The sequence below is a fragment of the Saccharibacillus endophyticus genome (assembly GCF_013185185.1).
Classification (GTDB): domain Bacteria; phylum Bacillota; class Bacilli; order Paenibacillales; family Paenibacillaceae; genus Saccharibacillus; species Saccharibacillus endophyticus.
The window spans coordinates 36,894-62,332 of sequence record NZ_JAAZWE010000009.1 but is presented as its reverse complement, the minus strand read 5'-3'; the positions used below and the strand labels follow the sequence as shown (position 1 = coordinate 62,332).

Below are 25,439 nucleotides of genomic sequence, written 5' to 3'. Positions count from 1 at the left end.
AAACAGAAGTAGTCAATGAAGTAGAAGTGAAAGAATCCCGCAAGTCGACGTTCATGCAGCGCGTATGGTCCAAAATGGGTAAAGACGAAAAAGGCTTCACCCTGATCGAGCTCTTGGCAGTATTGGTTATTATCGCAATCATCGCGGTTATCGCGATTCCGTTGATTGGTAACATCATCAATAATTCTCGTACGAATGCAGACTTGGCAACAGCGCGTCAAGTATATGATGCATCCCGTCTTTACGTAACGGATAAACTTAACGGTGATTTTCAAGGTACAGGTACACCTCCTACTGTAACTGTCAATGTTTCTAGTACTACCAATTCTCTTCAAGCAGATGGGTTCCTTGAAAAGGGTCTTTATTTGCCAAGTACTAAGAAAGCAATTACGAGTGGCAGTGTAATTTATCAGAATGGGCAGTTGAAAGCCTCTGGAACAGCCGTTACTATCTCTGATGGCACGACAGATGGAACTAAAAACTTTACTGCTGCGGAAATTCTCAGTAGCACGGCCGAGTAAAAAAACTCATTTTGACAAACAAACCGGAAAAACCCACCCGTTTTTCCGGTTTCTCTTTACCCCTTAATCTTCACATTCTTTTTAATCTTTGTCTTTCCCCAATCAAAGATTGGAAGCTCAGTAAACGGCTAAAAGGATTGTGGAAAAGCGGAGCGGACGCCTTTACCCTCCAATTTCCCCTTTTGCCTAATCTAATCAAGAAATTGGAGGGTAACAGCGATTGGAACAACCTTTTAGACTGAAGCGCATTATTCCGATCCTCCACACTCTATGACTATTTTCATCGCCATCTACATCACCGTCATCGGCCTTCTATTCGGCTCTTTCTTCAACGTCGTCGGACTCCGGGTCCCTGTAGGCGAATCGGTCGTTCACCCGCCGTCGCGCTGCGGAAGCTGTAATGCGAGATTGGGCGCGAAAGACATGGTTCCCGTATTCAGCTACATTTTTTCAAAAGGCAGATGCCGGCACTGCGGCGTCAAGTTTTCACCTGTATACCCGCTGTTCGAAGCGGCCACCGGGTTACTTTTCCTTTGGATGTTTCTCCGTTTCGGCCTGACGGGCGCGGCTGCAATCGGCATCGTGCTAGCCAGCCTGTGCGTGATCGTCACGGTCGCGGATTTGAAATATATGCTCATTCCGAACAAAGTGCTGCTGTTTTTCGCGCCGATCCTAATCGCGCTCCGGTTTCTTTTCATGGAGGCGCCGTGGTGGCATTACGCGCTCGGCGGCCTTTTCGGCGGGGGATTGATTCTGCTCATCGTTCTCCTTACGAAAGGCGGCATGGGCATGGGGGACGTCAAATTGTTCGCGCTGTGCGGAATCGTGCTCGGCATCGGTCCCGCAGTACTCGCATTCATGCTGGCCTGCGCATTCGGTACCGTCGTCGGCATGCTGCTCATCGCTTTTAAAATCGTGCAGCGCAAACAGCCGGTTCCGTTCGGACCGTGGCTCGCGCTGGGCACAATGATCGCTTATCTCTACGGAACGCAGATTATCGGCGGATATTTCTCGCTGATCGGTTAGGAGGACACACCAGGCATGCTGGGACTCGGAAGCAAAAAAGCGGGATTGACCATCGAACAGACCGGCGTCCGCTTTATCCAACTCAAAAACAACAAAACGTGGGAGATCGAAAAGCAGGCCTTTTTGCCGCTTGAACCCGGAACCATTATCGAAAACCAGATTCCGGACGCGGAAAAGCTTCGTGCGCACATTCGTCAATGGGTGGAGCAGGAAGGACTAAAAGGCAGTCGCGTCGCCCTATCCGTTCCGCCTTCGCAAGTCATTATCCGCAAAATGAATATTTCCGCCGTCAATCCGAAGCAGGTGCAGCAGTTGGTCGCGCTCGAAGTCGAGACGGGGCTGCATCTTCCGTTCGAAGAACCCGTTTACGATTTCATCCCGGTCGGCCGCGAAAAGCTGCTCCAGGAAGACGGTTCGGAAGAAGAAGTGACCCGCGTTCTGGTATTCGCCGCGCCGCGAAACCTGATCAACGAATACATCGCGATTTTGGACGAAGCCGGCATCAAAACGGACAGCGTGGAAGTGTCGGCGACGGCGCTGGCGCGCGTTGCCGAAATTACGCAGGGCAAACCTTTCGCCGATACGATGCTGGTCCATCTGGAACATTCGCAGCTTGACGTCTATATGTTCCGCGAAGGTCATCCGGTCTTTATGCGGACGATCAATTTATTGGATTTGGCGGAAGAAGCGCCGCTGTTCCAATCCGAATCGTATTTGGCCCAAAAAGCGGCGCTCGGCGAGGAAAGCTTGTCGTCGGAGCAAATGCTGGAGATCACGGCTGAAATTTCTCGGATGCTCAATTTCTATCAGTACAGCCTTCATGACGGAGCGGCGCGGATCACGGAGTTGGTGGTTACCGGGCCGGAGGTCAGCCGTCGTCAGCTCGTCGGCGAACTGAAGCTGGCTTTGGCGGAAATCGATATCGAAGAACTCAGACCGGAAGCGACGCCAGGCAAAGCGGAAGACGTTTCCGTGAACATATACCGGGTCGCGATCGGAGCCGCGCTTCGCGACGACAAAAACAGCCTGATCGACCTGCTGCCCAAGGAAGACAGGGACGCGAAAGTGCTGCCGTACGCGTTAGCCGCGCTTATGGTCGTGTGGCTCGTAGCGGCTGCCGGCGTGACTACGATGTATGTTACGCAGCAAAGCGAACTCGATGCTTTGACAGGGCAAACGGAAAGCCTCCAAGCGGACAGCAGCGTGAAGCAGCTTGAACTTGCCGGACTGCAGGGAAGCGGAGGTTCGCCCGCCATGCTGGTCGCCCGACTCGAAGCGTCCCGCATGGACGCGGTGGCCGTGCTGGAAGAATTGGACGGCGGGCTGCCGGAACGCGCCGTTATCCGGGATATCGCTTATTCGCAAAACAGCACGATCGACCTGAAAGTCGACGTGGGCAAAATCGATGATGCCGCAAGCTATTTGGCAGTTCTCAAAAGCATGTCGTTCACTTCGGACGCCACGATTGCGAGCATGGCCGAAGAAACGGATACCGGTAACGGAAACGCGCAGGGGCCGACAGGGCTGTATGCGGTCGTGTACAGCGTTTCGATGCAAGGAGCGGCGGCCCCGTCGTCCGATGCGGCGGCTCAATCGGTGCAGTCCGTAGGCGAAGCGATCGCTCCGGGTGCGGCATCGTCGGATCTTTCGACACAGGAGGAGAGCGTCAATGATGGAACGAATCCATAACAATCGTCAGGCGCTCATACTGGGCGTGGCCGTACTGTTTTTGCTGCTGCTGGTGCCTTACATGCTGATGATCCGTCCGCAAACGGAAAAGATTCAAACGCAGCAAAGCGAAGTCGCGCGGTTGCAGCAGGAAAACGATATTTTTCAACGAAAAATCGATGAGCTCAAGAGCGGAGAAACAAGCGAACTGAGCGAAGAAGAAATTGCCAAGAAGCTGCCTGCCGATCCGAATCAGGAGCAAATCGTAACCGATTTGTACCAAGTCGGCCTGGCAAGCGACGTCGTATTGTCCGACGCCACGTTCGCCGGCACGGACCCGAATTCCGGTACCGCGACCGCGCAAACGACGGATACGGCGACATCCGGTCAAATCAATGCGATGTACGTGACCGTGAACATCCAAGGCAATTACGCGCAGATCAAGAAATGGATGACCGAACTTCAAAATCTCCCACGGTTTACTTCGGTCGAACAGTTCACGATCAACAAGCCTTACAATTTCGGAAGCTCGCTGCTGGACGCGACGGTCACGTTTACCGCGAGCTATCTGCCGCAGGCTGCAGATTCGACGAACGGTTCGGTCGGCAGTGCCGACGGCACAGGAAGCGCGACGACTCCTTAAACGCTGGAAAAGCGGCGCTGGACGCCCGCCTTCGGCATCGGTTATACTGGGAATCAATAGTGCATAGAATCATAATGTCAGTGCCGGGGTAGCACCCCGTAAGCTTCGGAGCCGCTTGCTAGCGTGCCCGGAGCTTTTTTGCAAGAGGGAAGAATAAGAAAAACCTCCCCCTTGGCCCTACGCATTATGAGAAATCCGGGTCTCTACTCACGGAGTAACAAATTTGTTACAATGAATACATAGAGAAGAGCTTAGGCGTCCGGGCCGATTGACGAATGAAGGCCGGGCATGAATATATAGACGCCGTGATATGCAGGCGGTACCGAGGAACGACAGGCGTGCGGGGGACGCGAATACGCTTGGCTGCAAAATCAAAAACCGGGAAGTGATACTGTGATCGATATGCAGGATGTGTGGAAGACATATCCGAACGGAACCCATGCGCTCAAAGGGGTTACGGTCCAGATCGACCGTAGCGAGTTCGTATACGTCGTCGGCCCGTCGGGCGCGGGCAAGTCGACGTTCATGAAGCTGATGTATCGGGAAGAAGTTCCGACGAAAGGGCAGATTTCCGTTAACGGATTTAACCTCGGCAAGCTGAAGCAGCGCAATATTCCGCTGCTTCGCCGCAATATCGGGGTCATTTTCCAGGATTACCGGCTGCTGCCGAAACTGACCGCTTACGAGAACGTGGCCTTCGCCATGGAAGTTATCGAAGCACCGAGAAAGATTATGAAGAAGCGGGTCATGGAAGTGCTCGACCTGGTCGGGCTGAAGAATAAAGCCAATCGCGAGCCTCAACATCTGTCGGGCGGCGAGCAGCAGCGGGTTGCCATCGCGCGGGCGATCGTGAACAATCCGTCGGTGATCGTGGCGGACGAGCCGACCGGCAACCTTGATCCGGAGACGTCCTGGGGCATCATGCAGCTGCTGGACGAGATCAACTTCCGCGGAACGACGATCGTCATGGCTACGCACAATAAAGAGATCGTGAATACGATGCGCAAGCGCGTGCTCGCGATCGAAGACGGACAAGTCGTTCGCGACCAGTTGAGGGGAGAATACGGTTATGAATTTTAACACCCTTCTGCGGCACTTTCGCGAGGGCACGAAAAACGTATTCCGCAACGGCTGGATGTCGATCGCTTCGATGTTGTCCATTGTCGTGTCGCTTTCGCTGCTCGGAGTCGCCCTGCTGCTGGTTCTGAATCTGGATCGGGCGGCAGACGAGGTCGACAAGCAGATCGAGATCAGCGTATACCTGAATCTGGAGATCGATCAGGCAGGTCGCGATACGGTGGAACAAGAAATTCGCAGCATGCCGGAAGTTCAGGAAGTCAGCTTCGTTTCGAAAGAAGAAGGTCTTGAGGCGATGCGCGAGACATTGGGCGACGCGATGGTTAAAGGATACGAGGAGACGGGTACGAATCCTCTGCCCGATATGTTCAAAGTACAGGTGATCGAAGCCACGACGGTGCCGTTCGTAGCCGACAAGATTTCGGCGCTGAACGGCGCCGATCCGGACGGGCCCATTTACGAAGTCGATTATGGCAAAGGGACGGCTGAACGGCTGTTCCAATGGACCCAGACCGTTCGCTTAGTCGGGGTGGTGCTGGTACTGGCGCTCGGCGTCATGGCGATGTTCCTGATCGCCAATACGATTAAAATCACGATTATCGCCCGCCGCAGGGAGATTGCGATCATGAAGCTCGTGGGGGCAACGAACCGCTTTATCCGCTGGCCGTTCTTCATCGAAGGCGTGCTGATCGGCATGACGGGTTCCGCAATCACGCTGGGCATCCTGCTTTACGTTTACTTCAGAGTCGAATTGGCCGCATCGGGTTGGACTTCGGCGTTGTTCACGCTTATTCCGCTAAGCGATGTCTGGCTCTGGTTCAGCATTTTGATCCTTGGACTCGGCTTCTTGATCGGAGCTTGGGGAAGCACCATTTCTATTCGTAAATTCTTGAAAGTCTAACGTCGAAATAAAGGTCCGACAATAATCCGAAATAAAGGATGGGGAATCCGCTTTGAAAAAAACAGCTTCGGTATTGGCCGGCGTTTTGTTGGCCGCAGTGATCGTCCAGCCCGCCAATCTCTACGCTGCGGGCGCGACTGACAAAATCGATCGTCAGCTTGAAGAGCTGCAGCAAAAAGAGCAGGACGCACAGGCCCAGAAGAACGCGGCGGATGCCGATAAGCAAAAAGCCGAGCGCAGCAAAAACAAAACGACGGAATACCTGGAGCAGGTTCTCGCGAACATCGAAGCGGTCGGCAGCAAGCTGACGCAGGTAACGGTAGAACTTGCGGACACGGAAGCGGAGCTTGAGAAAACGCAGCAGGAGCTGGAACAAGCGAAAAAGCGTATTGCCGAGCGCGAAGGATTTCTCGACACGCGAGTTCGACTGATGTACACGGACGGTTCCGTTTCCTATCTGGACGTGTTGATGGCTTCGGCCGATTTCAGCGACTTCCTGAGCCGCGCCGATTCGATCAAGCGCATCATCGGACAAGACAACAACGTTTTGGACGAGCAAAAGCGCGACCAGGAGATCGTGATCGAGAAGCAAGCCGATTTGGAAACCCAACATGCCAAGCAGAAGACGCTGTTGGCTCAAGTCGAATCGCACAAAAAAGATCTCGATGCGAAAGAACAAGAGAAGCGCAAGCTGATCGCCCAATATGAAGTCGATATCGAAGAAGCCGGCGAAATCAGCGAAGAGCAAGATGCGATGCTGATCGAATTCGCGACAAAGCGTTCCGATCTGGAACGCGAGAAGCGCGAAATCGAGGAAGCTCAGCGCCGCGCAGCGGCCGAAGAAGCGCTGCGCGTCGCTCAAGAGAAAGCTCGTCAAGCGGCAGCCGCGAAAAAAGCGGAAGAGCAGCGGATTGCCGAAGCCGAAGCGGCTCGCGCAGCGGCGGCGGTCCAAGCGCCTGCAACCAGCGACTACTCGTACAACAGCGGAGATTCGTCCTCGCCCGATTCGTCTCCCGACTCCGGATCGACGTCTTCCAATAGCGGTTCGATGCTGACGCCGGTCGATAGCTACCGCATGTCTTCGGGATTCGGCACTCGCGTACACCCGATTACCGGCAAAGTCAAAAAGCATACGGGCGTCGATATGGCAGCACCGCAAGGCACGGATATTCATGCCGCGGAAGGCGGCGTCGTGACGGTTGCCCAATGGTGGAACGGTTACGGCAACACGGTCGTGATCGACCACGGTAACGGAGTTTGGACGCTGTACGGCCATATCCGCGACGGAGGCATTGCCGTCTCGTCGGGACAAACCGTATCGCGCGGACAAAAAATCGCCGAAGTCGGTTCAACAGGAAACTCGACGGGACCTCACTTGCACTTTGAAGTACGCATCAACGGCGAACCCGTCAACCCGGTTCCTTATCTGGGCTGGTAAATCCGGTTATACAAGGCTAGGCTCGACCTCATTTGCTTCCCGCCCGGTACGTTTACGGGCGGGTCTTGCGTTTGACGGAAGCTTCGGCCACAATAGGGAAAACGATATCACCATTTGAAGATAGTTTGAGGATACTTCCAAGGAGGCTTGCACCATGGTAAAAAAACGGACAGCGATTCTGTTGGTCATCTTGGCCATGATCATCGGAGGGGGAGCGGTGCTGGCCTTGACGAATTATCCGATCTTCGCGAGCAGCGGGGCGAGCGCAAGCACGGGGCTCAGCCAGGATGAGATGAACAAGCTGAATACGGCGGTCAAACTGATCGAAGACGGCTATTATAAAGAAGTCGATCACGAGAAGCTCGTGACAGGCGCGATCAACGGGATCGTAGGCGCGTTGGACGACCCTTATTCCTCCTATATGGCAGCCGAACAAGCGAGCGAATTCAACGAATCGATCGAAGGTTCGTTTACGGGCATCGGCGCGGAAGTCGAACTGAAGAACGAACAAGTAACGGTCGTTTCCCCGATCAAGGGTTCGCCGGCGGAAAAAGCAGGCATTCAGGCTAAAGACGTTCTGCTTTCCGTAGACGACGAATCGTTGGCAGGTCTTGATCTGCAAACGGCCGTGTCCAAGATTCGCGGTCCGAAAGGCAGCAAAGTCACGATCATGGTGAAGCGCGAAGGCACCACCGATCCGATCAAGTTCGAGCTGACTCGTGACGACATCAAGTTGGAGACGGTCAATGCCCATATGGAAGACTGCGGAATCGGCGTTATCGAAGTGACTCAATTCTCCGCCAATACGGGTGACCGTTTCAAGGAAGAATTGGCCAAGCTGGAGAAACAGAAGATGAAAGGCCTGGTTATCGACCTGCGCAGCAACCCGGGCGGCCTGCTCAATGTCGTCGTGGATATGGCGGAAGAGTTCGTGCCGAAAGGCAGCATTATCGTACAGGAAGAACAGCGCAGCGGCACGCGTCAGACGGTTCGTTCTTCGGGCTTAGCTGCTGAGAAAGCTTATCCGGTTACCGTGCTCATCAACGGCGGCAGCGCCAGCGCATCCGAGATTATGGCAGGCGCGCTGAAAGAATCCGCAGGAGCGAAGCTTCTGGGCGAAAACTCTTTCGGTAAAGGCACCGTGCAAACGAGCATTCCGGATCGCCTCGGCGACGGCACGCTCCTCAAAATCACGATCGCCAAATGGCTGACGCCGGATGCCGAATGGATTCATGAAAAAGGCATCAAGCCGGACGAGAAGATCAGCCAGCCGGATTACTTTACGGTAGCGCCGATCGATAAAGAACAGACGCTGAAGTACAACATGAACAATGATAACGTCAAAAGCGCACAGATCATGTTGAGCGGACTGGGTTATGATACGAAGCGTAAAGACGGTTACTTCGATGCAGAGACCAAAAAACAAGTTCAAGCTTTTCAAAAAGCGAAAAAGCTGACGGTAAGCGGATTTGTGGACGAAAAGACGGCTCTTGCATTGGAAGCGGCTATTCTTGAACAAATCGCCGATCCGGCCAATGATACGCAGTTGAATAAAGCGATCCAGGAACTCAAGCAGGAAACGCTTGCTCCGGCGTCGAACTCCTGACATAGCGTTTTGAACCAATGAGAGAAGGCGCGAGCCTTCTCTTTTTATTTAGCGGGACGAAAAGGAGACACCGATGAACGAATATGTGGAAATCATCCTGTCGGGACTGCTGGAACTTGTGATTCAGCCTTTTTATTGGGCGGGACTGTTGATCCTGCTCTTGTATTATCGCCGTCAGGGGATTTTGGAACGGAAACTTTTTCATATCCGGCTGCATGGGTATGGTATGCCTGCCATGCGGGCGCTGCTTGGCGGATTATGTGCAGGCGTAGCGGTTTCGTTAGTGATGGCAGGCATCGGATTTACAATGACGCCTGTCGGGGCGGCAGTGGTATGGGTGACTGCGCTCGTGCTGCTGGTCTTCCGTATTCGCTTTGCCAACTTTATTTACGCGGTAGGCGTTCTTGGCCTTTTGCAGTTAGTGCTGAGCTACATTTCCGGTCTGCCTGATACAGGCATTTTCGGCACGATATTCGGAGCGATCGACGAGTTGAATATCGCGGCGCTATTGGTGCTTGCGGCGCTGCTGCATTTAGCGGAAAGCGGCCTGATTGCCTGGCAAGGAAAAGACTTTGCTTTGCCGACGTACATACCGGGGAAAAGGGGACGTCCGGTCGGGGCTTACGTATTGCGCATGCTCTGGTTAGTACCGACCTTGCTGCTCGTTCCTTCCGAAAACGGTCCGATCTCATTGCCATGGAATCCGCCTCTTCTCGCGGGCCTTGGGATTCCGGAAGCAACCGGATATATGCTGTTGGCGCTGCCGGTCATGATCGGCATGCCGGAAGTGACCTGGACGCTGCTGCCGGAGCAAAAAGCAGCGCATGCTGCGCGTCGCGGGCTGATGTTCGGAGCCGTATTATTGGTACTGGCGCTGGGTGCCGTATTCTGGTCGCCGATGACGGTAGTCGTCGGGATTGCGGGTGTTGCCCTGCGTGAAGCGCTGATTCGGGATAGCCTGCGCGAAGAGGACGGCCAATCCGCGATGTATGCCCATTCCGGCCGAGGGCTTCGAATTTTGGCTGTCCAACCGGGAAGTCCTGCCGAGGACATGGGGATTTTGCCGGGTGAGACGTTGCTGAAGGTGAATGGCAGCCTGGTTGCTACCACGCAGCAAATGCACGAATCGCTACGCATGAACTCGGCCTTCTGTAAACTGGAAGTGCAGAATCGCGGCGGGGAGAGCAAGTTCTTGCAGCGTCCCATCTACGATGGCGATCACCATCAGCTTGGATTCATTTTCGCGCCGGACGATACTTCGGTATCCGAAAAGCCTGCACACCCTCTGTCCTTGCCGGGCTTGTGGAGCGTGCATCCTGAACAAAAACGTATTTCGGAAAGCTCCGAGATCGAGAGCCAGCCAGTCTTATTGCCGGGTATACCGTTAGATAAGAGCGAATCCATGAGTGAACCTGATGTTGACATCACAGGGCGAAAAGGCAGCTAAAGATGCACGTCGTTAAGTTTGCGTACACGCCCCAATAGACGAATCGGTCGATTTTAATGATTTTAAAGGACGGTTCCGACAGCTGTGTAACGGCTGATGGAGCCGTCCTTATTATGCGTTCAATGCCCAACCTTTCCGAACCTGACATGATCCTTTCGGCCTATGTCGGTATTTTCTTTATGTATACGCTCTCTTTAAAAAATGTCATAAAAATAGGACCTTTATTCATAAAATTCATGCACAGATTTTACGAGAAGCTGATAGAATGAAGAAACCTAAACAGGAATGAGACTTTAAGACTAGTTGAGGAGGCGATGAACCCCATGAGAAACTTCAAAGTCAAAACGAAGATTTTATTGCTGACTCTGCTGTCCGGAGTCATGCTGTTGGCGGTGGGTTATACCGGATATTCGACGATGAAGCAGATGGCGCAGACGTCGGAGAATATGTATCAGAACAATTTGAGATCGCTGAATGCGATCGGGCAGGTGAGTTCCAATAATAGCGCGATTGAAGCCTATGTGATGGAAATGATGCTCAATTCGGACTACACGGCGACCCAGAACTTATCTTTGAGCGTCAGCGACCGTACGGCTCGTAACGCGATGGCATATTCGGAACTGGAACAGATCGCCCTGAGCCCGGCCGCCAAGGCGCTCTATAATGAATACAATACGTTAACGCCGGATTACTTTAACGTTCGTTCGCGCATTGTCGATTTGGCGACGCGCAACGAAGGTGAACAGGCGTACGCCATGTTCCAAGAGGAATTGCAACCGATTCGCGAGCAGGTCAATCTGGTCGTGAATAAGCTAAGCTCTCAATTGCTGCGCGAAGCGCAAAGCAATAATGCTTCCTCGCTGGAATTGGCGAAAACGTCTACGATTTTGATTATTATCTGTATCGGAGTCGGGATTTTGTTGATTGTAGGCGGAGGATTGTTGATCTCTCGCTTGGTTTCCTCTCCGCTGCGCGAAATGCAGAAGATGATGCAGCGCGCCGAGAACGGGGATTTGAGCGTGCAGGGAACTTATCTGTATCGCGATGAGATCGGACAGGTTACCCGGTCTTTTAATCGCATGATTGACGGACTGCGCGATCTGATTCGACGCATCGACGAAAGTGCGGTAACCTTGTCCGCTTCTTCGGAGCAACTGGCTGCGAGCGCTGAACAGACGACAGGAGCCGCCGGCCATATCGCGACGTCTTCCTCCGAGTTATCGTCCGGCTTCGAAACGCAAGCGAAGACGATCGGCGGCGTAAGCGGCTTCGTTGACGAAATGGAGGGCAATATGCGTCGCCTCGGCAAAAACGGCGAAGAGATTGCGGAGTCGGTCGAAGCGGCCAATACGGCGGCAGAACTGGGTAGCGAGGAAGTGAGAAAGACAATCGGGCGGATGAGCGAGATCGATCGCAGCGTTGCGCACGCGCTTGAGGTCGTCACCGGCTTGCGTCAACGCTCGGAAGAGATCGGGGCCGCCGCGGTATTAATCGATCAGGTTGCCCGGCAAACCAATCTGTTGTCGTTGAATGCTTCGATCGAAGCGGCGCGGGCCGGAGAAGCCGGCAGAGGCTTCGCGGTCGTGGCTCAAGAGATCCGCAAACTTGCCGAAAGCGCAGCGGATTCGACGCGCACCATCAGCGAGATCATTACAGCTATTCAGGAGGAATCGGAAGCAGCTGTTCGTTCGCTGAATGAAGGCGCCGATCGCGCCAAGCTTGGGGTCGAGAGCGGCCGCGAAATTTCCGAGGTGTTTGGTCGCATCCGCAGTTCCGTTGCCGAAGTTCGTCAAGAGACGGGCGAATCGGGCGAACTGATCAATCTTCTGATGACGCAGACGTCGCAAATTGCCGACGCGATGCGGGATGTAAGCTCTATTGCCCAAGAAGGCGCGGCCGGAATCGAAGAAGTCAGCGCCGCTGGCGAAGAGCAGTTGTCCACGATGGAAGAAGTCCAAGGCTCCGCGCGTTTCCTGTCCCGGTTGGCGGAAGAACTTCAAGAGACGTTGACTCGTTTTACCTTGGAGAGCACAGACGAAGCGGAGGCCGAGACTCCCGTAAAGACTTCCGAATCGGAAACGATCGAGAACGAAACCGCCCATGCGTCATCCGAAGAAAGCAAAGACGAACAGAATTTGAACACGGTGGCCTAATACCTTGACCGCATTCAATTTAAGGTTTGCGAGGGACGTAACCTAGCCTCTTAAGCAGTCATGGTACTAGCGCGCTGAACGAGGTCGAAAATGCTCTGCTCAATCGAAAAATCCTGCGAGAAGATCTCATGATCTCCCGCAGGATTTTTTAGCTATACGTCGGTCAGATCCATTATCCGTTCAGGGTGTCGATCCAACCGCATCCGATTGCAGCTGCCGCAGCACCGTGATCTCGACGCGCCGGTTCTGTTGGCGGCCTTGGGCCGTCGAGTTGTCGCCTACCGGACGCGTGTCCGCATAACCGGCATATTGGAACTGGGAAGCATCAAGGCCGCGCACGTCGATAAAGTAACGAAGCACGGATAAGGCCCGGTCGCCGGACAGCTCCCAGTTGTCGGCATAACGTCCGCCCGTAATCGGCTGGTTATCCGTATGGCCCTCGATGCTGATCGTCGCGTCAACCGTGCCGAACAGACTGGATAACCGATCCAAAATGCCGGATGCGCCGCTTTTCAGATCGGCCCGGCCGACATCGAACAGGAAGCGGTCGCTGAGCGTGATCGAGATCCCCTGTGGTTTGTCGGCGACGAAGATCTGATCCTCCAGACCGTTGTCCGCAATATACGAGTTGATCGTTTGCAGGAAGCTCGCGAGCTGCCGTTCTTGTTCCCGGAATTGCAGTTCGCGTTCGGTCGGTTCTTCCTGCGCCGGTTCGTTCGGGTCTTCTGCCGCTTGTCCTTCGTCGTCGCCTTCGCTGCCGGGAAGCTGCTGTCCGTTCTCCCCCGTGATCTTCGGACCGCCGTCCAGGATATTGTTTCCGGCTTGAAACGTCGTTTGCAGGGAGGAAGAGACGGCGGCATATTTTTCCGAATCGACCGAACTCACTCCGTACATGATGACAAAAAAGATCAGCAGCAGCGTCAGCAAATCGGCGTACGTAATCAGCCAACGTTCCTGCTGATGGGAAGGGCCTTCCTTTTTTGCGCGGCGGCGTCTGCTCATCACAGACCCGCCCCAACCGGTTTTTCATCCTGATAGTCATCCAGATAGGTCGCCAGTTTTTTGCGGACCAGGTTCGGGTTTTCCGCGTTCTGAACGGCAAGCAAGCCTTCCAGCATCATTTCCATCACTTGGACCTCCTCTTCTCCGCGTGCGCGGATTTTGGATGCGATCGGCAGGAAAATCAAGTTGGCGCTGGCCACCCCGTACAGGGTAGCGATAAAGGCGACTGCGATGGAAGAGCCGAGATTGGCCGGCTCCGCCAAGCTGCCGAGTACGCGGATCAGCCCCATCACCGTTCCGATAATCCCCATCGTAGGCGCGTAACCGCCCGCGGACTCGAACATTTTGGCGTACCCGTCGAATCGTTCCTGCCTCTTATCGATCTCCAGTTCAAGAATCCGTCGAATGAGCGGTTGATCACCTCCGTCGACGATCAGGCCGAGGCCTTCGCGCATAAAAGGATTCTCGTGGCTTTCTGCCGTTTTCTCTAAGGCGAGCATGCCCGAGCGGCGCGCGGTATAAGCCATATCCGCCAGATCGTCGATCAGCTGCCCGGCGTTCGTCGGCTGCGGAGCGAACGCTAATTTCAGCGCTTCGGGCAGGGTGCGAAGCCGTTTCCACGGAAAACTGATCGCGACGGCAGCTGCCGTTCCGCCGAATACGATCAATGCGGCAGCGCCTTGCAGCAAGCCGCCGGCTTGTCCGCCCTCCCACAAAAAACCTCCGATCAGCGCGGCAAAACCGACAATGATTCCGATAATCGTAGTGATATCCATGCGTTCGTTCCTCTCTGCGGCAAAAGCTTAAAATAAGGGTTGAAAGGGTCTTGTACATTTTCATAAATAATTGCATCGTATAAAGAAAAAGAGTATACTTAACGGGAACACGCATTCTTATTGCGGAAGGTTTGAACGGGCGAAGAGTGAATCCTTTTCGTCAATTTAAGGCGTTGTTTTCCTCAAAATTCAGAGGTATCGTCCTTCGCGTAAAACGATGACCCCGCCTCGGTTTTGCGTATCGGCAGGCTTTGGTCCAAGGTGTTATTCGCCTCGTAAAAGCATTGCCGTTTTTTTTGCGAGTCCCCAAAAGGGCCGAAAAAAGCCCGCGGAATAGGCATTTTCGCGACTTTGGAGTACGGTGACGTTTTTGATGCTTCGTTCTCCGCGCGAAAAAGTGGTTATGTACAATATAAAGCATCCCGACGGCGTGTCAAACGAAAGCGATACGTCGGTTTTTTTCGTATTCTCTGCTACAAATACTATCACTTCAAACGATGAGGGTGAAATAGGGCCAATGAGCGATATTGTAATCAGTAACAAGGCGTTCGAGATTGTCTCGGAATTTTCGCCTCAAGGTGACCAGCCAAAGGCGATCGAACAGTTGGTTGAAGGCGTACAAGCAGGCAAAAAGCATCAGACGCTGCTCGGCGCGACAGGCACGGGGAAGACGTTCACGATCGCGCAGACGATTTCGAAGCTTAATCGTCCGACGCTCGTCATTGCCCATAACAAAACACTTGCGGCACAGCTGGCAAGCGAGTTCAAAGAGTTTCTGCCGAACAACTCCGTCGATTACTTCGTCAGCTACTATGATTATTTCCAGCCGGAAGCGTACGTTCCTTCTTCGGACACGTACATCGAAAAGGACTCCAGTATCAATGAAGAAATCGATCGGCTGCGCCACTCCGCGACAAGTTCGCTGTTCGAACGCCGCGACGTGGTAATCGTGGCGAGCGTGTCCTGCATTTACGGCCTCGGTTCGCCGGAAGAATACGGAAATCTGCTGCTTTCGCTGCGCGTAGGCATGGAGAAGTCGCGTCAGGATATTTTGTCCCGTCTGGTCGACATTCAATACCAACGCAACGATATCAACTTCGTTCGCGGTACGTTCCGCGTGCGCGGCGACGTGGTCGAGATCTTCCCGGCTTCGCGAGAAGAGCATGCCGTGCGCATCGAGTTGTTCGGCGACGAGATCGAGCGGATCAGCGAGATCAACGTGTTGACCGGCGAAATTACGGGCGAACGCGACCATATCGCGATCTTCCCGGCTTCCCACTTTGTCACGAGAGAAGAGAAGATGCGGATTGCCATCACGAACATCGAGCGGGAGTTGGAAGAACGTCTTGCGGTATTCAAGGAGCAGGGCAAATTGCTTGAAGCGCAGCGGTTGGAGCAGCGCACGCGCTACGATATCGAGATGATGAAGGAAGTCGGCTTCTGCTCCGGCATAGAGAACTATTCCGGACCGTTGACCTTCCGCGAACGCGGCGCTACGCCGTACACGCTGATGGACTACTTCCCGGACGACCTGCTTATCGTCATTGACGAATCGCACGTGACGCTGCCGCAGATCCGGGCTATGTACAACGGCGACCAGGCGCGCAAAAACGTTCTCGTCGATTACGGGTTCCGCCTTCCTTCGGCTTTGGACAACCGTCCGCTGAAGTTCGAGGAGTTCGAAGACAAAGCCAATCAGCTTATCTACGTATCGGCAACGCCGGGACCTTACGAGATGGAGCATTGCAGCACGATGGTCGAGCAGATCATCCGTCCGACCGGCCTGCTTGATCCGATCATCGACGTCCGCAAGACGGAAGGCCAGATCGATGACCTGATCGGCGAGATCCGGGATCGGATCGAAAAGGACGAGCGCGTCTTGGTTACGACATTGACCAAGAAGATGTCCGAAGATTTGACCGATTATCTAAAGGAAGTCGGCATCAAGGTCCGCTATCTGCACTCGGATATCAAGACCTTGGAACGGATCGCCATCCTGCGCGACCTGCGCCTTGGCGTCTTCCACGTCCTGGTCGGCATCAACTTGCTGCGGGAAGGGCTCGACCTGCCGGAAGTCTCGCTCGTGACCATTCTGGACGCGGACAAAGAAGGCTTCCTGCGTTCCGAGCGCTCGCTGATCCAGACTATCGGCCGCGCCGCGCGGAACTCCGAAGGCCGAGTCATTCTTTACGCGGACAAGATCACCGACTCCATGGACAAAGCGATGAAGGAAACCGAACGCCGCCGCGAGATCCAGATCGCGTACAACGAGCAGCACGGCATCACGCCGCAGACGATCAAGAAAAAGGTTCGCGACGTAATCGAAGCCACGAAGGCCGCCGACGCAAGCTCCGACTTCTTGTCGGGCGCCGAAGGCAAAATGACGAAGAAGGAACGCGAGAAGATGGCGGTTCGAATCGAGAAAGAAATGAAGGAAGCGGCCAAAAATCTCAACTTCGAGCGGGCGGCCGAACTGCGCGACGCGCTGCTTGAGCTTCGCGCCGAGTAATGGTCTAGGGCATGCTGTCGGAGAAGTTCCTGTTCGCTGGTGGCGGGGAGGGCTGCGGGAGGGATTGGTTCAAGACGCTGTCTCACCCGGAAAACTGGATTGAATTTAAATAAGGAAGTTTTCCGAGTTCAAAGGCGTCTTTCACTCAATCCCTCCCTCCGCCCGCCGCTGCGCGGCGAAAAGGACCTTCTTCGACAACCGGACCATTGCTTACGCTCGGTCAGGTGATTTTTATAATAAAAAGATCAAAACAAAAAACAAAAGCTCTACAAAACGAACGACCCAAAAACGACTTCCCTAAAAGAAAAGATCTGCGGCGATCGTGGGCGGACGGCGGGCAGGAGCGGAGGGGGAGGTGGGTTCCTGAAGAAGCGGAGCGCTCGCCTTTGAATTCGGATTTTCACCTTATAAAAGGTTAATCGAAAAATCCGAATTCAACACGCGATCGTAAGGAACCTACCGGACCCGCAGCGTCTCCCAACGTACACGCTCAACGATCCTCGCCGCAGAAGTTTTTTCGAAATCAAATAAGTCGAACACCAACAAATAGATGTGGAGGTTGAGGCCGGTGGCAAGCGAAAATATCGTGATCAAAGGTGCCAGAGCACACAACTTGAAAAACATTGACGTGACGATCCCTCGGGATCGTTTCGTCGTCCTGACGGGCCTTAGCGGCTCGGGTAAGTCCTCGCTTGCGTTCGATACGATCTACGCCGAAGGACAGCGCCGTTATGTCGAATCGTTGTCGGCGTACGCGCGTCAGTTCCTCGGCCAGATGGAAAAGCCGGACGTCGACTCGATCGACGGATTGTCCCCGGCCATCTCGATCGACCAGAAGACGACCAGCCGCAACCCGCGTTCGACGGTAGGTACGGTTACGGAGATTTACGACTACCTGCGTTTGCTGTTCGCGCGGATCGGCAAGCCGCACTGTCCGGATCACGGCGTCGAAATTACTTCGCAGACCGTCGAGCAGATGGTAGACCGGATCATGCAGTTCCCGGAGAAGACGCGACTGCAAATTCTGGCTCCGGTCATTTCCGGCAAAAAGGGCGAGCATAAAAGCCTGTTCACCGAAGTGTCCAAGCAGGGCTTCGTCCGCGTGCGCGTCGACGGCGAGCTGCGCGATTTGTCGGAAAGCATCGAGCTGGAGAAAAACAAAAAGCACACGATCGAGGTCGTCGTCGACCGGATCGTCATCAAAGACGACGTGCAGACCCGCTTGGCCGATTCGATCGAGACGGCGCTGAAGTTGTCCGGCGGTCAGCTGTTGGTCGATATCATCGGTCAGGAAGAGCTGCGTTTCAGCTCGAACTTCGCCTGCCCGATCTGCGGATTCAGCATGGAAGAACTTGCGCCGCGCATGTTCTCGTTCAACAGCCCGTTCGGCGCCTGCCCGGACTGTGACGGTCTTGGCGTCAAAATGGTCGTCGATCCCGAGCTGCTGGTGCCGGATGAGCGCAAATCGATCGAAGACGGCGCGTTCACGGCGTGGAGCGGCGGTTTGTCCAATTACTATCCGCAGTTCCTGGCCGCGATGTGCGAGCACTACGGGATTCCGACGAACGTTCCGGTATCGGAACTGACGAACGACCATAAAAACAAAATCCTGTACGGAACCGACGGTCAAAAGATCAAATTCCGTTATGAAGGCGACTTCGGCCGCAGCAAGGAAGTCACGGTCGCGTTCGAGGGCATCATTCCGAACCTGGAGCGCCGCTACCGCGATACGTCTTCGGACAGCATGCGCGAGTATATCGAAGGTTTTATGGGCACCAAGCCTTGCGGTACCTGCAAAGGGCAGCGCCTGAAGCGCGAAATTCTGGCCGTAACGGTAGGCGGAGTCAATATCTCGCACGTGACGGATTTGTCGATCTCGAAAGCGACCGAATTCTTCAACGCGCTTGAGCTGTCCGAAAAAGAACGTTCGATCGCGAACCTGATCCTGAAAGAAGTATGCAGTCGTCTCGGTTTCCTCGAAAACGTCGGCCTGACGTACCTGACGCTCAGCCGCGCGGCCGGAACGCTGTCGGGCGGCGAAGCGCAGCGGATTCGTTTGGCGACGCAAATCGGCTCCAGCCTGATGGGCGTGCTGTACATTCTGGACGAGCCGAGTATCGGTCTGCACCAGCGCGACAACGATCGTTTGATCAAGACGCTGCTGCATATGCGGGACTTGGGCAACACGCTGATCGTGGTCGAACACGACGAAGATACAATGATGGCCTGCGACTATATCATCGATATCGGCCCGGGCGCCGGCGTGCACGGCGGTCAGGTCATCGCCGAAGGCACGCCGCAGGAAGTCATGGATAATCCGGATTCGCTGACCGGACAATATTTGAGCGGCCGCCGCTTTATCCAGGTTCCGCTCGAACGCCGCCAACCGGGCGAGCGTTGGTTGGAGATTCGCGGCGCGAAAGAAAACAACCTGAACAACGTGAACGTCAAAATTCCGATCGGATTGTTCTCCGCGGTAACGGGCGTATCCGGCTCCGGCAAATCGTCGCTCGTCAACGGCGTGCTGCATAAAGCGCTGGCGCGCGACCTGAACCGCGCTCGCGTGAAGCCGGGCAAGCACAAAGAAATCCGCGGCCTGGAGCATGTCGACAAAGTGGTCGACGTCGACCAATCGCCGATCGGCCGTACTCCGCGCTCGAACCCGGCGACGTACACCGGCGTTTTCGATAACATCCGTGATTTGTTCGCAACCACGAATGAGGCAAAGGTACGCGGGTACCAAAAAGGGCGCTTCAGCTTCAATACGAAAGGCGGCCGCTGCGAAGCCTGCAAAGGCGACGGCATTATCAAGATCGAAATGCACTTCCTGCCCGACATTTACGTGCCGTGCGAGGTCTGCAAAGGCAAGCGATATAATCGCGAAACGCTGGAAGTCAAATATAAAAACAAAAACATCGCCGACGTGCTGGAGATGACGATCGAAGACGCGGTCGAGTTTTTCCAAAACGTGCCGAAGATCAGCCGCAAACTGCAAACGCTGCTGGACGTGGGTCTCGGCTACGTGAAAATGGGACAACCCGCAACGACGCTGTCGGGCGGCGAAGCGCAGCGCGTGAAGTTGGCATCCGAGCTGCACCGTCGCAGCACGGGCAAAACGATCTATATTCTCGACGAGCCGACAACGGGCCTGCATGTCGACGATATCGACCGTCTGCTGAGCGTATTGCATCGTCTGGTCGAATCCGGAGATACGGTATTGGTGATCGAGCATAATCTGGACGTGATCAAAACGGCGGATTATCTGATCGATATGGGACCGGAAGGCGGAAGCGGCGGCGGTGACGTCGTAGCAACCGGCACGCCGGAAGAAGTGGCCAAAGTCAAAGGATCGTATACCGGTCATTATCTGGCTCCGGTACTGGAACGGGATACGCAACGCACGCGCGCGGAACTTGAATCCAATCATCAGCCTTCGGGCGATTAACAGGTAATAAGAATCCATTCGAATAACAGCGGCCGCTTTGCCTGGCGGCCGCTTTTTTTACATACAACGCGTATCTTGCATCTGTCCCGGCGGAATCGGAAAAGCCTCTTTACACGGACAATAAGAAGGGCTTCTTTTTTTGAACGCGATGGAATAAAATGGATTTAGTGTAGGTCAAGCGACTGCGAGTCGTTTTTCCCTGGCGGCTTGCTTGCCGGATGTGGTAAGGTTGGATGGATTGCGCCGGGCTTCCGGACATGCGAAGAAAGAGGGTTGTCGACGGTATGAGAAAAACGGGAACAAAAGCGGCATGTCTGCTGCTGTCAGGAGCGATCGGAATCGGCGGCTTCGGCTTTTTGCCGCAAGCAGAAGCGAGCGCGGCATCCGCCAAATCGTCGGGAACGATTTCCTCGAAGACAGTGCCTCAAATTATTGCTCAGGTGTCTCCTTCGGTAGTCGGGATCATCGGTGAAGTTCCTTCCGAGTACGCTGAGGAATGGAGCGACTACGAGAGCAGCGAGGGCGAATATGAATTGGCGCACGGTTCGGGCGTCATTATCCGTTCGAACGGCTGGATCGTAACGAATGCCCATGTCGTGGACGAGATGGAGAATATCCAGGTCGTCACATCGGAAGGGAAATCCTATAAAGTTCGTGAAGTTTACAGTGATCCGGTCAGCGATATTGCATTGATCCGCATTAATGTGACAGGTTTTAAGCCGGTCACCTTTGTCTCTTCCGGCGAAAACACATTGGTAGGCGAGCAGGTGATCGCGATCGGAACGCCTGTATCGTTGTCGCTGCGAAACTCGGCCACGCTCGGCATTATCAGCGGCCTCAATCGTGCGGCGGGTGCGGAGTATCGACTGATTCAGACCGACGCAACCATCAATCCGGGAAACAGCGGCGGCCCTCTGGTCAATATGCGCGGCGAAATCGTCGGGATCAACTCGATGAAATTCGCAGCCGTCGATATTGACAATACAGGCTTTACCATCCCGGCCGGAACGGTGCAATACATCGTCAACCAACTGTTCGAACAAGGCGAAGTGATTCGTGCAGGTCTGGGATTGGGTCTCGAAGAAAGCTTCTCTGCTACGGTCGGCCTGCCTTCGGATGATCCGTTGACGGTCAGTGAAGTACTGTCCGATGAAGCGGTTGCGGCCGGAATCAAGGAAGGCGATGTTTTATACAGCGTGGCCGGGCATCGCATTACGGCGCTTGTCGATCTGAACGAGCTGATGAAGACCTACTCGCCCGGACAGACCGTACGCGTATTGATGCAATCCGGGGGCGATATCGTAGAGCGCAAAGTCGTTTTGACAAGCGAGTAGATCCGGGCATGGTCGGCCGATAAGGCTTAGCGAAAAAGGAGGAAGACGAGTGAGACTGGCGAAAAGAGGCATAGCGCTTTTGTTCGTGCTGTTGCTTGCGATCGGGACGGCTGTGCCCGCGCTCGCGGCAGGGCAGACGACGCTGACGCTGCAAGTGCGGATCGGCAGCACGTCGGCGCTTATCAACGGCGAGAAGCAGAGTATTGAAAAGCCTTATATGCAAAACGGAATGACCATGGTGCCGCTCGGCGTATTCCAGCGGGCATTCGGTACGAGCAGCCGTTTGGAAGGTGACGACACGGTGCGGTTATCGCAAGGCTCGCATACGGTTACGTTTAAAATCGGAAGCAAAACGGCTTGGGTTAACGGGAAGAAGACTGCTCTTGCGGCAGCACCGGTGATGAAAAACGGAACTCTGATGGTCCCTATGCGTCCGGTGACGGATATGCTGGAAGCCAAAGTGAAATTTTCTTCCGGGACGGTTGTCGTAACGCTGATGTCGGATACGGGCGTTCCCGGGCAACCTTCCGAAAATGAAGCGGAAGCCCCTGCAACGGCGCGGGTAGGCAGCAGCTACGCGAACTGGTCGATCGACTATCCGGCAGATACGGTGGCGCAGCCGGGAGACGACGAGTTTTCCGCGATGATCGGCGATCTGGACGGTTCCTACATGCTGCAAATTCATGTGTGGGAAGAAGACGCGAACGTGTCTGTAACGGATATGCTGGGACAGTTGGAACAAGAATCGCTGAGCGCGGGAGAGACGCTTGTGGATCGGCAGACCTTCCCGAATGCAGCGATTCCTTATGCGCAGGTCATTGCGCGCGATATTGACGGCATCTATTGGGAATCCCGCCGTTATTATGATGGAGGGCATGTCTATTCGCTTTATATGGGAGACTCGCTGATCGAAGATTATCGCGAGTTTGACCAATGGACGGATTTCTTGGATTCGTTCCGTCCTTCCTTTAATACGCAGGGCATGCAAACGGAAGATCTGTCGAACGTGAAGGCAGGCTATGTGTCCGCTTCTTCGCCCGACTATGGCGTGACGTTGAAGGTGCCGGCAACCTGGACTCCGACAGGCAGCGGACAGTTGGAGTATTCGTCGAAGGACGGATCTTCCCTGTCGCTGCATGCCGTTAGCGTGGAAAGTTCCGGCGCGGCAAGCCTGGCGAAATGGCATGACTTCGTACAGGCGCGAACGAATGAAGTTTTCCTCCCGGAAGCCGCAAAGCCGATGACGACCGAATCGGTGCAAGCTTCGGGTCAGGACGCGATCATCGAAAGTTTGGTTTATGATCTGGGCGGAGGCGACTTCTATTGGAACTGGCTTGTGCTGGAGAGCGAAGGCTACTTCTATGTACTGCGTTATTCGGCTCCGGAAGGTGCTTACAATAAGCAGACGTTTCTTAAGATCGTCGATTCGATCGAAATTGACTTCGATGCCGTACCGTCGCGCTTCGGGAAGCTTGGACAAATTTCTTATCTCAAAGACAAAAAGCTGGACGTGACGCAAAGCACGCCGGATTTCCTGTTTACCGCTCCGGCTTATTGGACCACGCAGGCTTCGGACGGCGCACAACTGGATATGCGTTATTTCATTCCGGGCGGATCTTTCCGCGTGAGCAATGTCGATACCGGCTTGGAAGCTTCGGCGGCTCAAGCTGTACGCAATTATACCGAGTTGAAGCTTGATGATCCGACTCTGACTTACGAAACGCCGAAACGCACAACGATTGCGGGAGTTCCGGCCATTCGGATTACGTATGCAGGTACGGAAACGAACGGCAACTTGTATCAGGCCGAGGATATCTACTTCCGCCATCAAGACAAGACCTATTGGATTCATTATCAACTGGATCGGGGAACAGCGACGCCCGAGCAGTTGAACGGGATCGAGCGTACGCTTCAATCTTTCCGGTTTCTCCCCGCCAAATAAACTACGAAATCATGCAGAGTAATAAGCAAAGGTCGGTAAAGGTTCGGCAGCAGGAAAGAACGCGTACAAGTGGAACGATTGGCCCGATATTTCCGCGGCCAGTCGTTTTTTTTTACGGAAATCCCGATGAAACGATTTCGATTTACTTGTCGTAGTAAGCAAAGGATAGAAAAATGCAATATCGAAAGGAGATTTTTTTGGTATGGATGCTACGTTTTTGGAAAAGATTTTGTTTGCGTTTCGATACAACGACTCGATCTGGCACAATGTATTTCTTACGGTTATTTACATATTGCTTGCCCTCTCGCTGTTTACGCTGATTCGACGCATCGTACGCTATATTGCACAGCCGCGGGATATTCGGGATGAAGCACCCCGCACTCCGTTTTTAAAAACGTTATTCAAATGGTTTGTGGGCAGTCTGGCGTTTCTTGCTTTTCCCGTTATTCTGTTTTTGATTCTGACGCTGACGCTCGGCAGTTCGGACCGTGCAGAAATCTCTCCGCGCACGCTCTCCTATGAACGCGAAGGGGTACAGACATCCGTTCTGCTCATTGACAAGTTTATCGCGAGTTCCATGGACAGAGGGGTAACGTCGGGATCAAGCAAATCTTATGTATACGCGATGAACGAAAAGACAGGCGAGACGATCTGGAAAACAGGCATCGGCCGCGCTTACGCTCCTTACCTGATGGGACAAACGGAAGAACGCATCGTGGTATTCGACGGCTCGGGTCCGCTTGTGTTGAACAAAACGGACGGAGCCAAGTTGGCCGATGCCCGCAAGATGGAGTCGTCCAACACGGAACTGGAAGGACGTTTCCCGGAAGAGTCGAAAAGCTACCGTTGGGATGAAAAGCGCAAGCAGATCGTGTTCCAAGGGCTGGACGGCGGCTTGTACAGGGTTGACCCGGACACGCTTGAAGGCGGAGTCTCCAGTGCCAAGTTGTCCGATTATTTCAAGGAAGACGACTCGGACACGGTTTATATCTCGGATCGTTTATCTATCGTTCAATCGGGAAAAGGCGACGGGAACTATTATATTTTCGCGAATGAAGAAACGGCGGAGCAGCTCCGCGAAGGGACGTTTGCCCAGGAGGATTCGCCCAATGCTTCGTCCGAAGCCGAAGATATGCGAAGACGTATTTATACAGGTTCGCTGCTGGCAGGCGGAGAGGTCGCGGTCAAGGATCTGAAGCCGCTGATCGATCAAGTCTTTTTGCGCGGAGCCTTTCTTAGCGATTTGAACCGGGAAACCGCGGATTCCGACGATCCGTATATGCTGTCCGGTTTTCCGGACTATTCGTCGATAGAGAAAGAACCTCGAATGCCGGACTTCCCGGAGAGCGTCGATTGGCCTTCGCGGATGACTGTCGAGGAGTACGAAGCTTACAAAGCGGAAGAAGATCGACGGATAGAAAGCTATTACGCGCAGCGCGATCAATATGATGCCGCCAATAAGAGCTACCGGGATCAAAAGACGCTGTATGACCATATTGCGTATTCCTTGATGATCCAAAACGGAGGAACGCCGGTACCGCCTTTTCATTACGCGGATGCGTCCGGCAAAGGCGAAGTATTCCTGGTCGCTCACTATTCCAGCCTGGCCAGTGATGCCGACCTCCTGATCAGCGCCGTGGACATTGACAAGGCTCAGGTGCTTTGGACGGCCAACACGCATTTGAAGGATATCGAAAGTTACAGCCCGTCCGGAGAGCGCATGACATTGACAGGCAGGGGAGAAGACAGGAATTCGTACGCGTTCAGCTTATCCTTGAAGGACGGAAGCGGTTGGGGATATGACTTTAGATATGATCGGAAGTTGGAGTTCTAATTTTGCTTGATTTCAAAAGAGACGTGCGGGTCATCCGGCTCGCGTCTCTTTTTTTGTTCGCTTGTACGCTAAAACTCTGTCAATGCCCACGCGACTCTGCTACAATAGACTAGTTAA

17 protein-coding genes are annotated in these 25,439 nt (G+C 54.1%); 15 read left to right on the top strand and 2 right to left on the bottom strand.

Features of this window, described 5'->3' with window-relative positions:
* Positions 1-53: 53 nt before the first annotated feature.
* From HRQ63_RS23895 to HRQ63_RS23850, 10 genes are all read left to right on the top strand, one after another.
* Positions 54-521: a prepilin-type N-terminal cleavage/methylation domain-containing protein gene (locus HRQ63_RS23895; RefSeq protein ID WP_172247705.1), complete on the top strand. Its 468-nt coding sequence runs from the start codon at positions 54-56 to the stop codon at positions 519-521.
* Between the two features lie 270 nt (positions 522-791).
* A complete protein-coding gene (locus HRQ63_RS23890) occupies positions 792-1,547 on the top strand; it encodes a prepilin peptidase (RefSeq protein ID WP_172247664.1) in 756 nt (251 codons plus the stop codon).
* Between the two features lie 15 nt (positions 1,548-1,562).
* Entirely contained in the window at positions 1,563-3,236 is a 1,674-nt protein-coding gene (gene pilM, locus HRQ63_RS23885) for a pilus assembly protein PilM (RefSeq protein WP_172247663.1), read from the top strand.
* Positions 3,217-3,858 (top strand): type II secretion system protein GspM, encoded by a 642-nt coding sequence (gene gspM / locus HRQ63_RS23880; RefSeq protein ID WP_172247662.1) that lies wholly within the window; start codon positions 3,217-3,219, stop codon positions 3,856-3,858. Before pilM ends, gspM begins: the two co-directional genes overlap by 20 nt.
* 393 nt (positions 3,859-4,251) lie before the next feature.
* Entirely contained in the window at positions 4,252-4,938 is a 687-nt protein-coding gene (gene ftsE, locus HRQ63_RS23875; protein WP_172247661.1) for a cell division ATP-binding protein FtsE, read from the top strand.
* Positions 4,928-5,836 (top strand): permease-like cell division protein FtsX, encoded by a 909-nt coding sequence (gene ftsX, locus HRQ63_RS23870; protein ID WP_172247660.1) that lies wholly within the window; start codon positions 4,928-4,930, stop codon positions 5,834-5,836. The genes ftsE and ftsX overlap by 11 nt, the downstream gene beginning before the upstream one ends.
* 52 nt (positions 5,837-5,888) lie before the next feature.
* Positions 5,889-7,274 carry a M23 family metallopeptidase gene (locus HRQ63_RS23865; RefSeq protein WP_172247659.1) on the top strand — a complete coding sequence of 462 codons (1,386 nt, stop codon included), beginning with the start codon at positions 5,889-5,891 and terminating at the stop codon, positions 7,272-7,274.
* A gap of 154 nt (positions 7,275-7,428) precedes the next feature.
* Entirely contained in the window at positions 7,429-8,880 is a 1,452-nt protein-coding gene (locus HRQ63_RS23860) for a S41 family peptidase (RefSeq protein WP_172247658.1), read from the top strand.
* Positions 8,881-8,953: 73 nt separating this feature from the next.
* Positions 8,954-10,327, top strand: a complete 1,374-nt coding sequence (locus tag HRQ63_RS23855) for a PDZ domain-containing protein (protein WP_172247657.1) — start codon at positions 8,954-8,956, stop codon at positions 10,325-10,327.
* Between the two features lie 323 nt (positions 10,328-10,650).
* The gene (locus HRQ63_RS23850) at positions 10,651-12,480 is read left to right on the top strand and encodes a methyl-accepting chemotaxis protein (RefSeq protein ID WP_172247656.1); all 1,830 of its coding nucleotides are present in this window, start codon (positions 10,651-10,653) and stop codon (positions 12,478-12,480) included.
* 180 nt (positions 12,481-12,660) lie between these two features.
* Here HRQ63_RS23850 and HRQ63_RS23845 read toward each other — a convergent pair whose 3' ends face one another.
* Together HRQ63_RS23845 and HRQ63_RS23840 are read right to left on the bottom strand one after the other, a co-directional pair.
* On the bottom strand, positions 12,661-13,482 hold the full coding sequence (locus tag HRQ63_RS23845) for an OmpA/MotB family protein (RefSeq protein ID WP_172247655.1): 822 nt from the start codon (positions 13,480-13,482) through the stop codon (positions 12,661-12,663).
* Positions 13,482-14,258, bottom strand: coding sequence for a flagellar motor protein (locus HRQ63_RS23840; protein WP_172247654.1), 777 nt, complete (start codon positions 14,256-14,258; stop codon positions 13,482-13,484). Before HRQ63_RS23840 ends, HRQ63_RS23845 begins: the two co-directional genes overlap by 1 nt.
* Before the next feature lie 517 nt (positions 14,259-14,775).
* On the opposite strand from HRQ63_RS23840, the gene uvrB reads away from it, so the two are divergent.
* The 5 genes from uvrB (at position 14,776) to HRQ63_RS23815 (ending at position 25,322) form a co-directional block, all read left to right on the top strand.
* Positions 14,776-16,767, top strand: a complete 1,992-nt coding sequence (gene uvrB / locus HRQ63_RS23835) for an excinuclease ABC subunit UvrB (RefSeq protein WP_172247653.1) — start codon at positions 14,776-14,778, stop codon at positions 16,765-16,767.
* A 568-nt stretch (positions 16,768-17,335) separates the two neighbouring features.
* Positions 17,336-20,212, top strand: a complete 2,877-nt coding sequence (gene uvrA, locus HRQ63_RS23830; RefSeq protein WP_172247652.1) for an excinuclease ABC subunit UvrA — start codon at positions 17,336-17,338, stop codon at positions 20,210-20,212.
* Positions 20,213-20,496: 284 nt separating this feature from the next.
* Positions 20,497-21,546, top strand: a complete 1,050-nt coding sequence (locus HRQ63_RS23825) for a S1C family serine protease (RefSeq protein ID WP_172247651.1) — start codon at positions 20,497-20,499, stop codon at positions 21,544-21,546.
* Positions 21,547-21,595: 49 nt separating this feature from the next.
* A complete protein-coding gene (locus tag HRQ63_RS23820) occupies positions 21,596-23,488 on the top strand; it encodes a stalk domain-containing protein (protein ID WP_172247650.1) in 1,893 nt (630 codons plus the stop codon).
* Positions 23,489-23,690: 202 nt separating this feature from the next.
* Entirely contained in the window at positions 23,691-25,322 is a 1,632-nt protein-coding gene (locus tag HRQ63_RS23815) for a PA2928 family protein (protein WP_172247649.1), read from the top strand.
* Positions 25,323-25,439 lie beyond the last annotated feature (117 nt).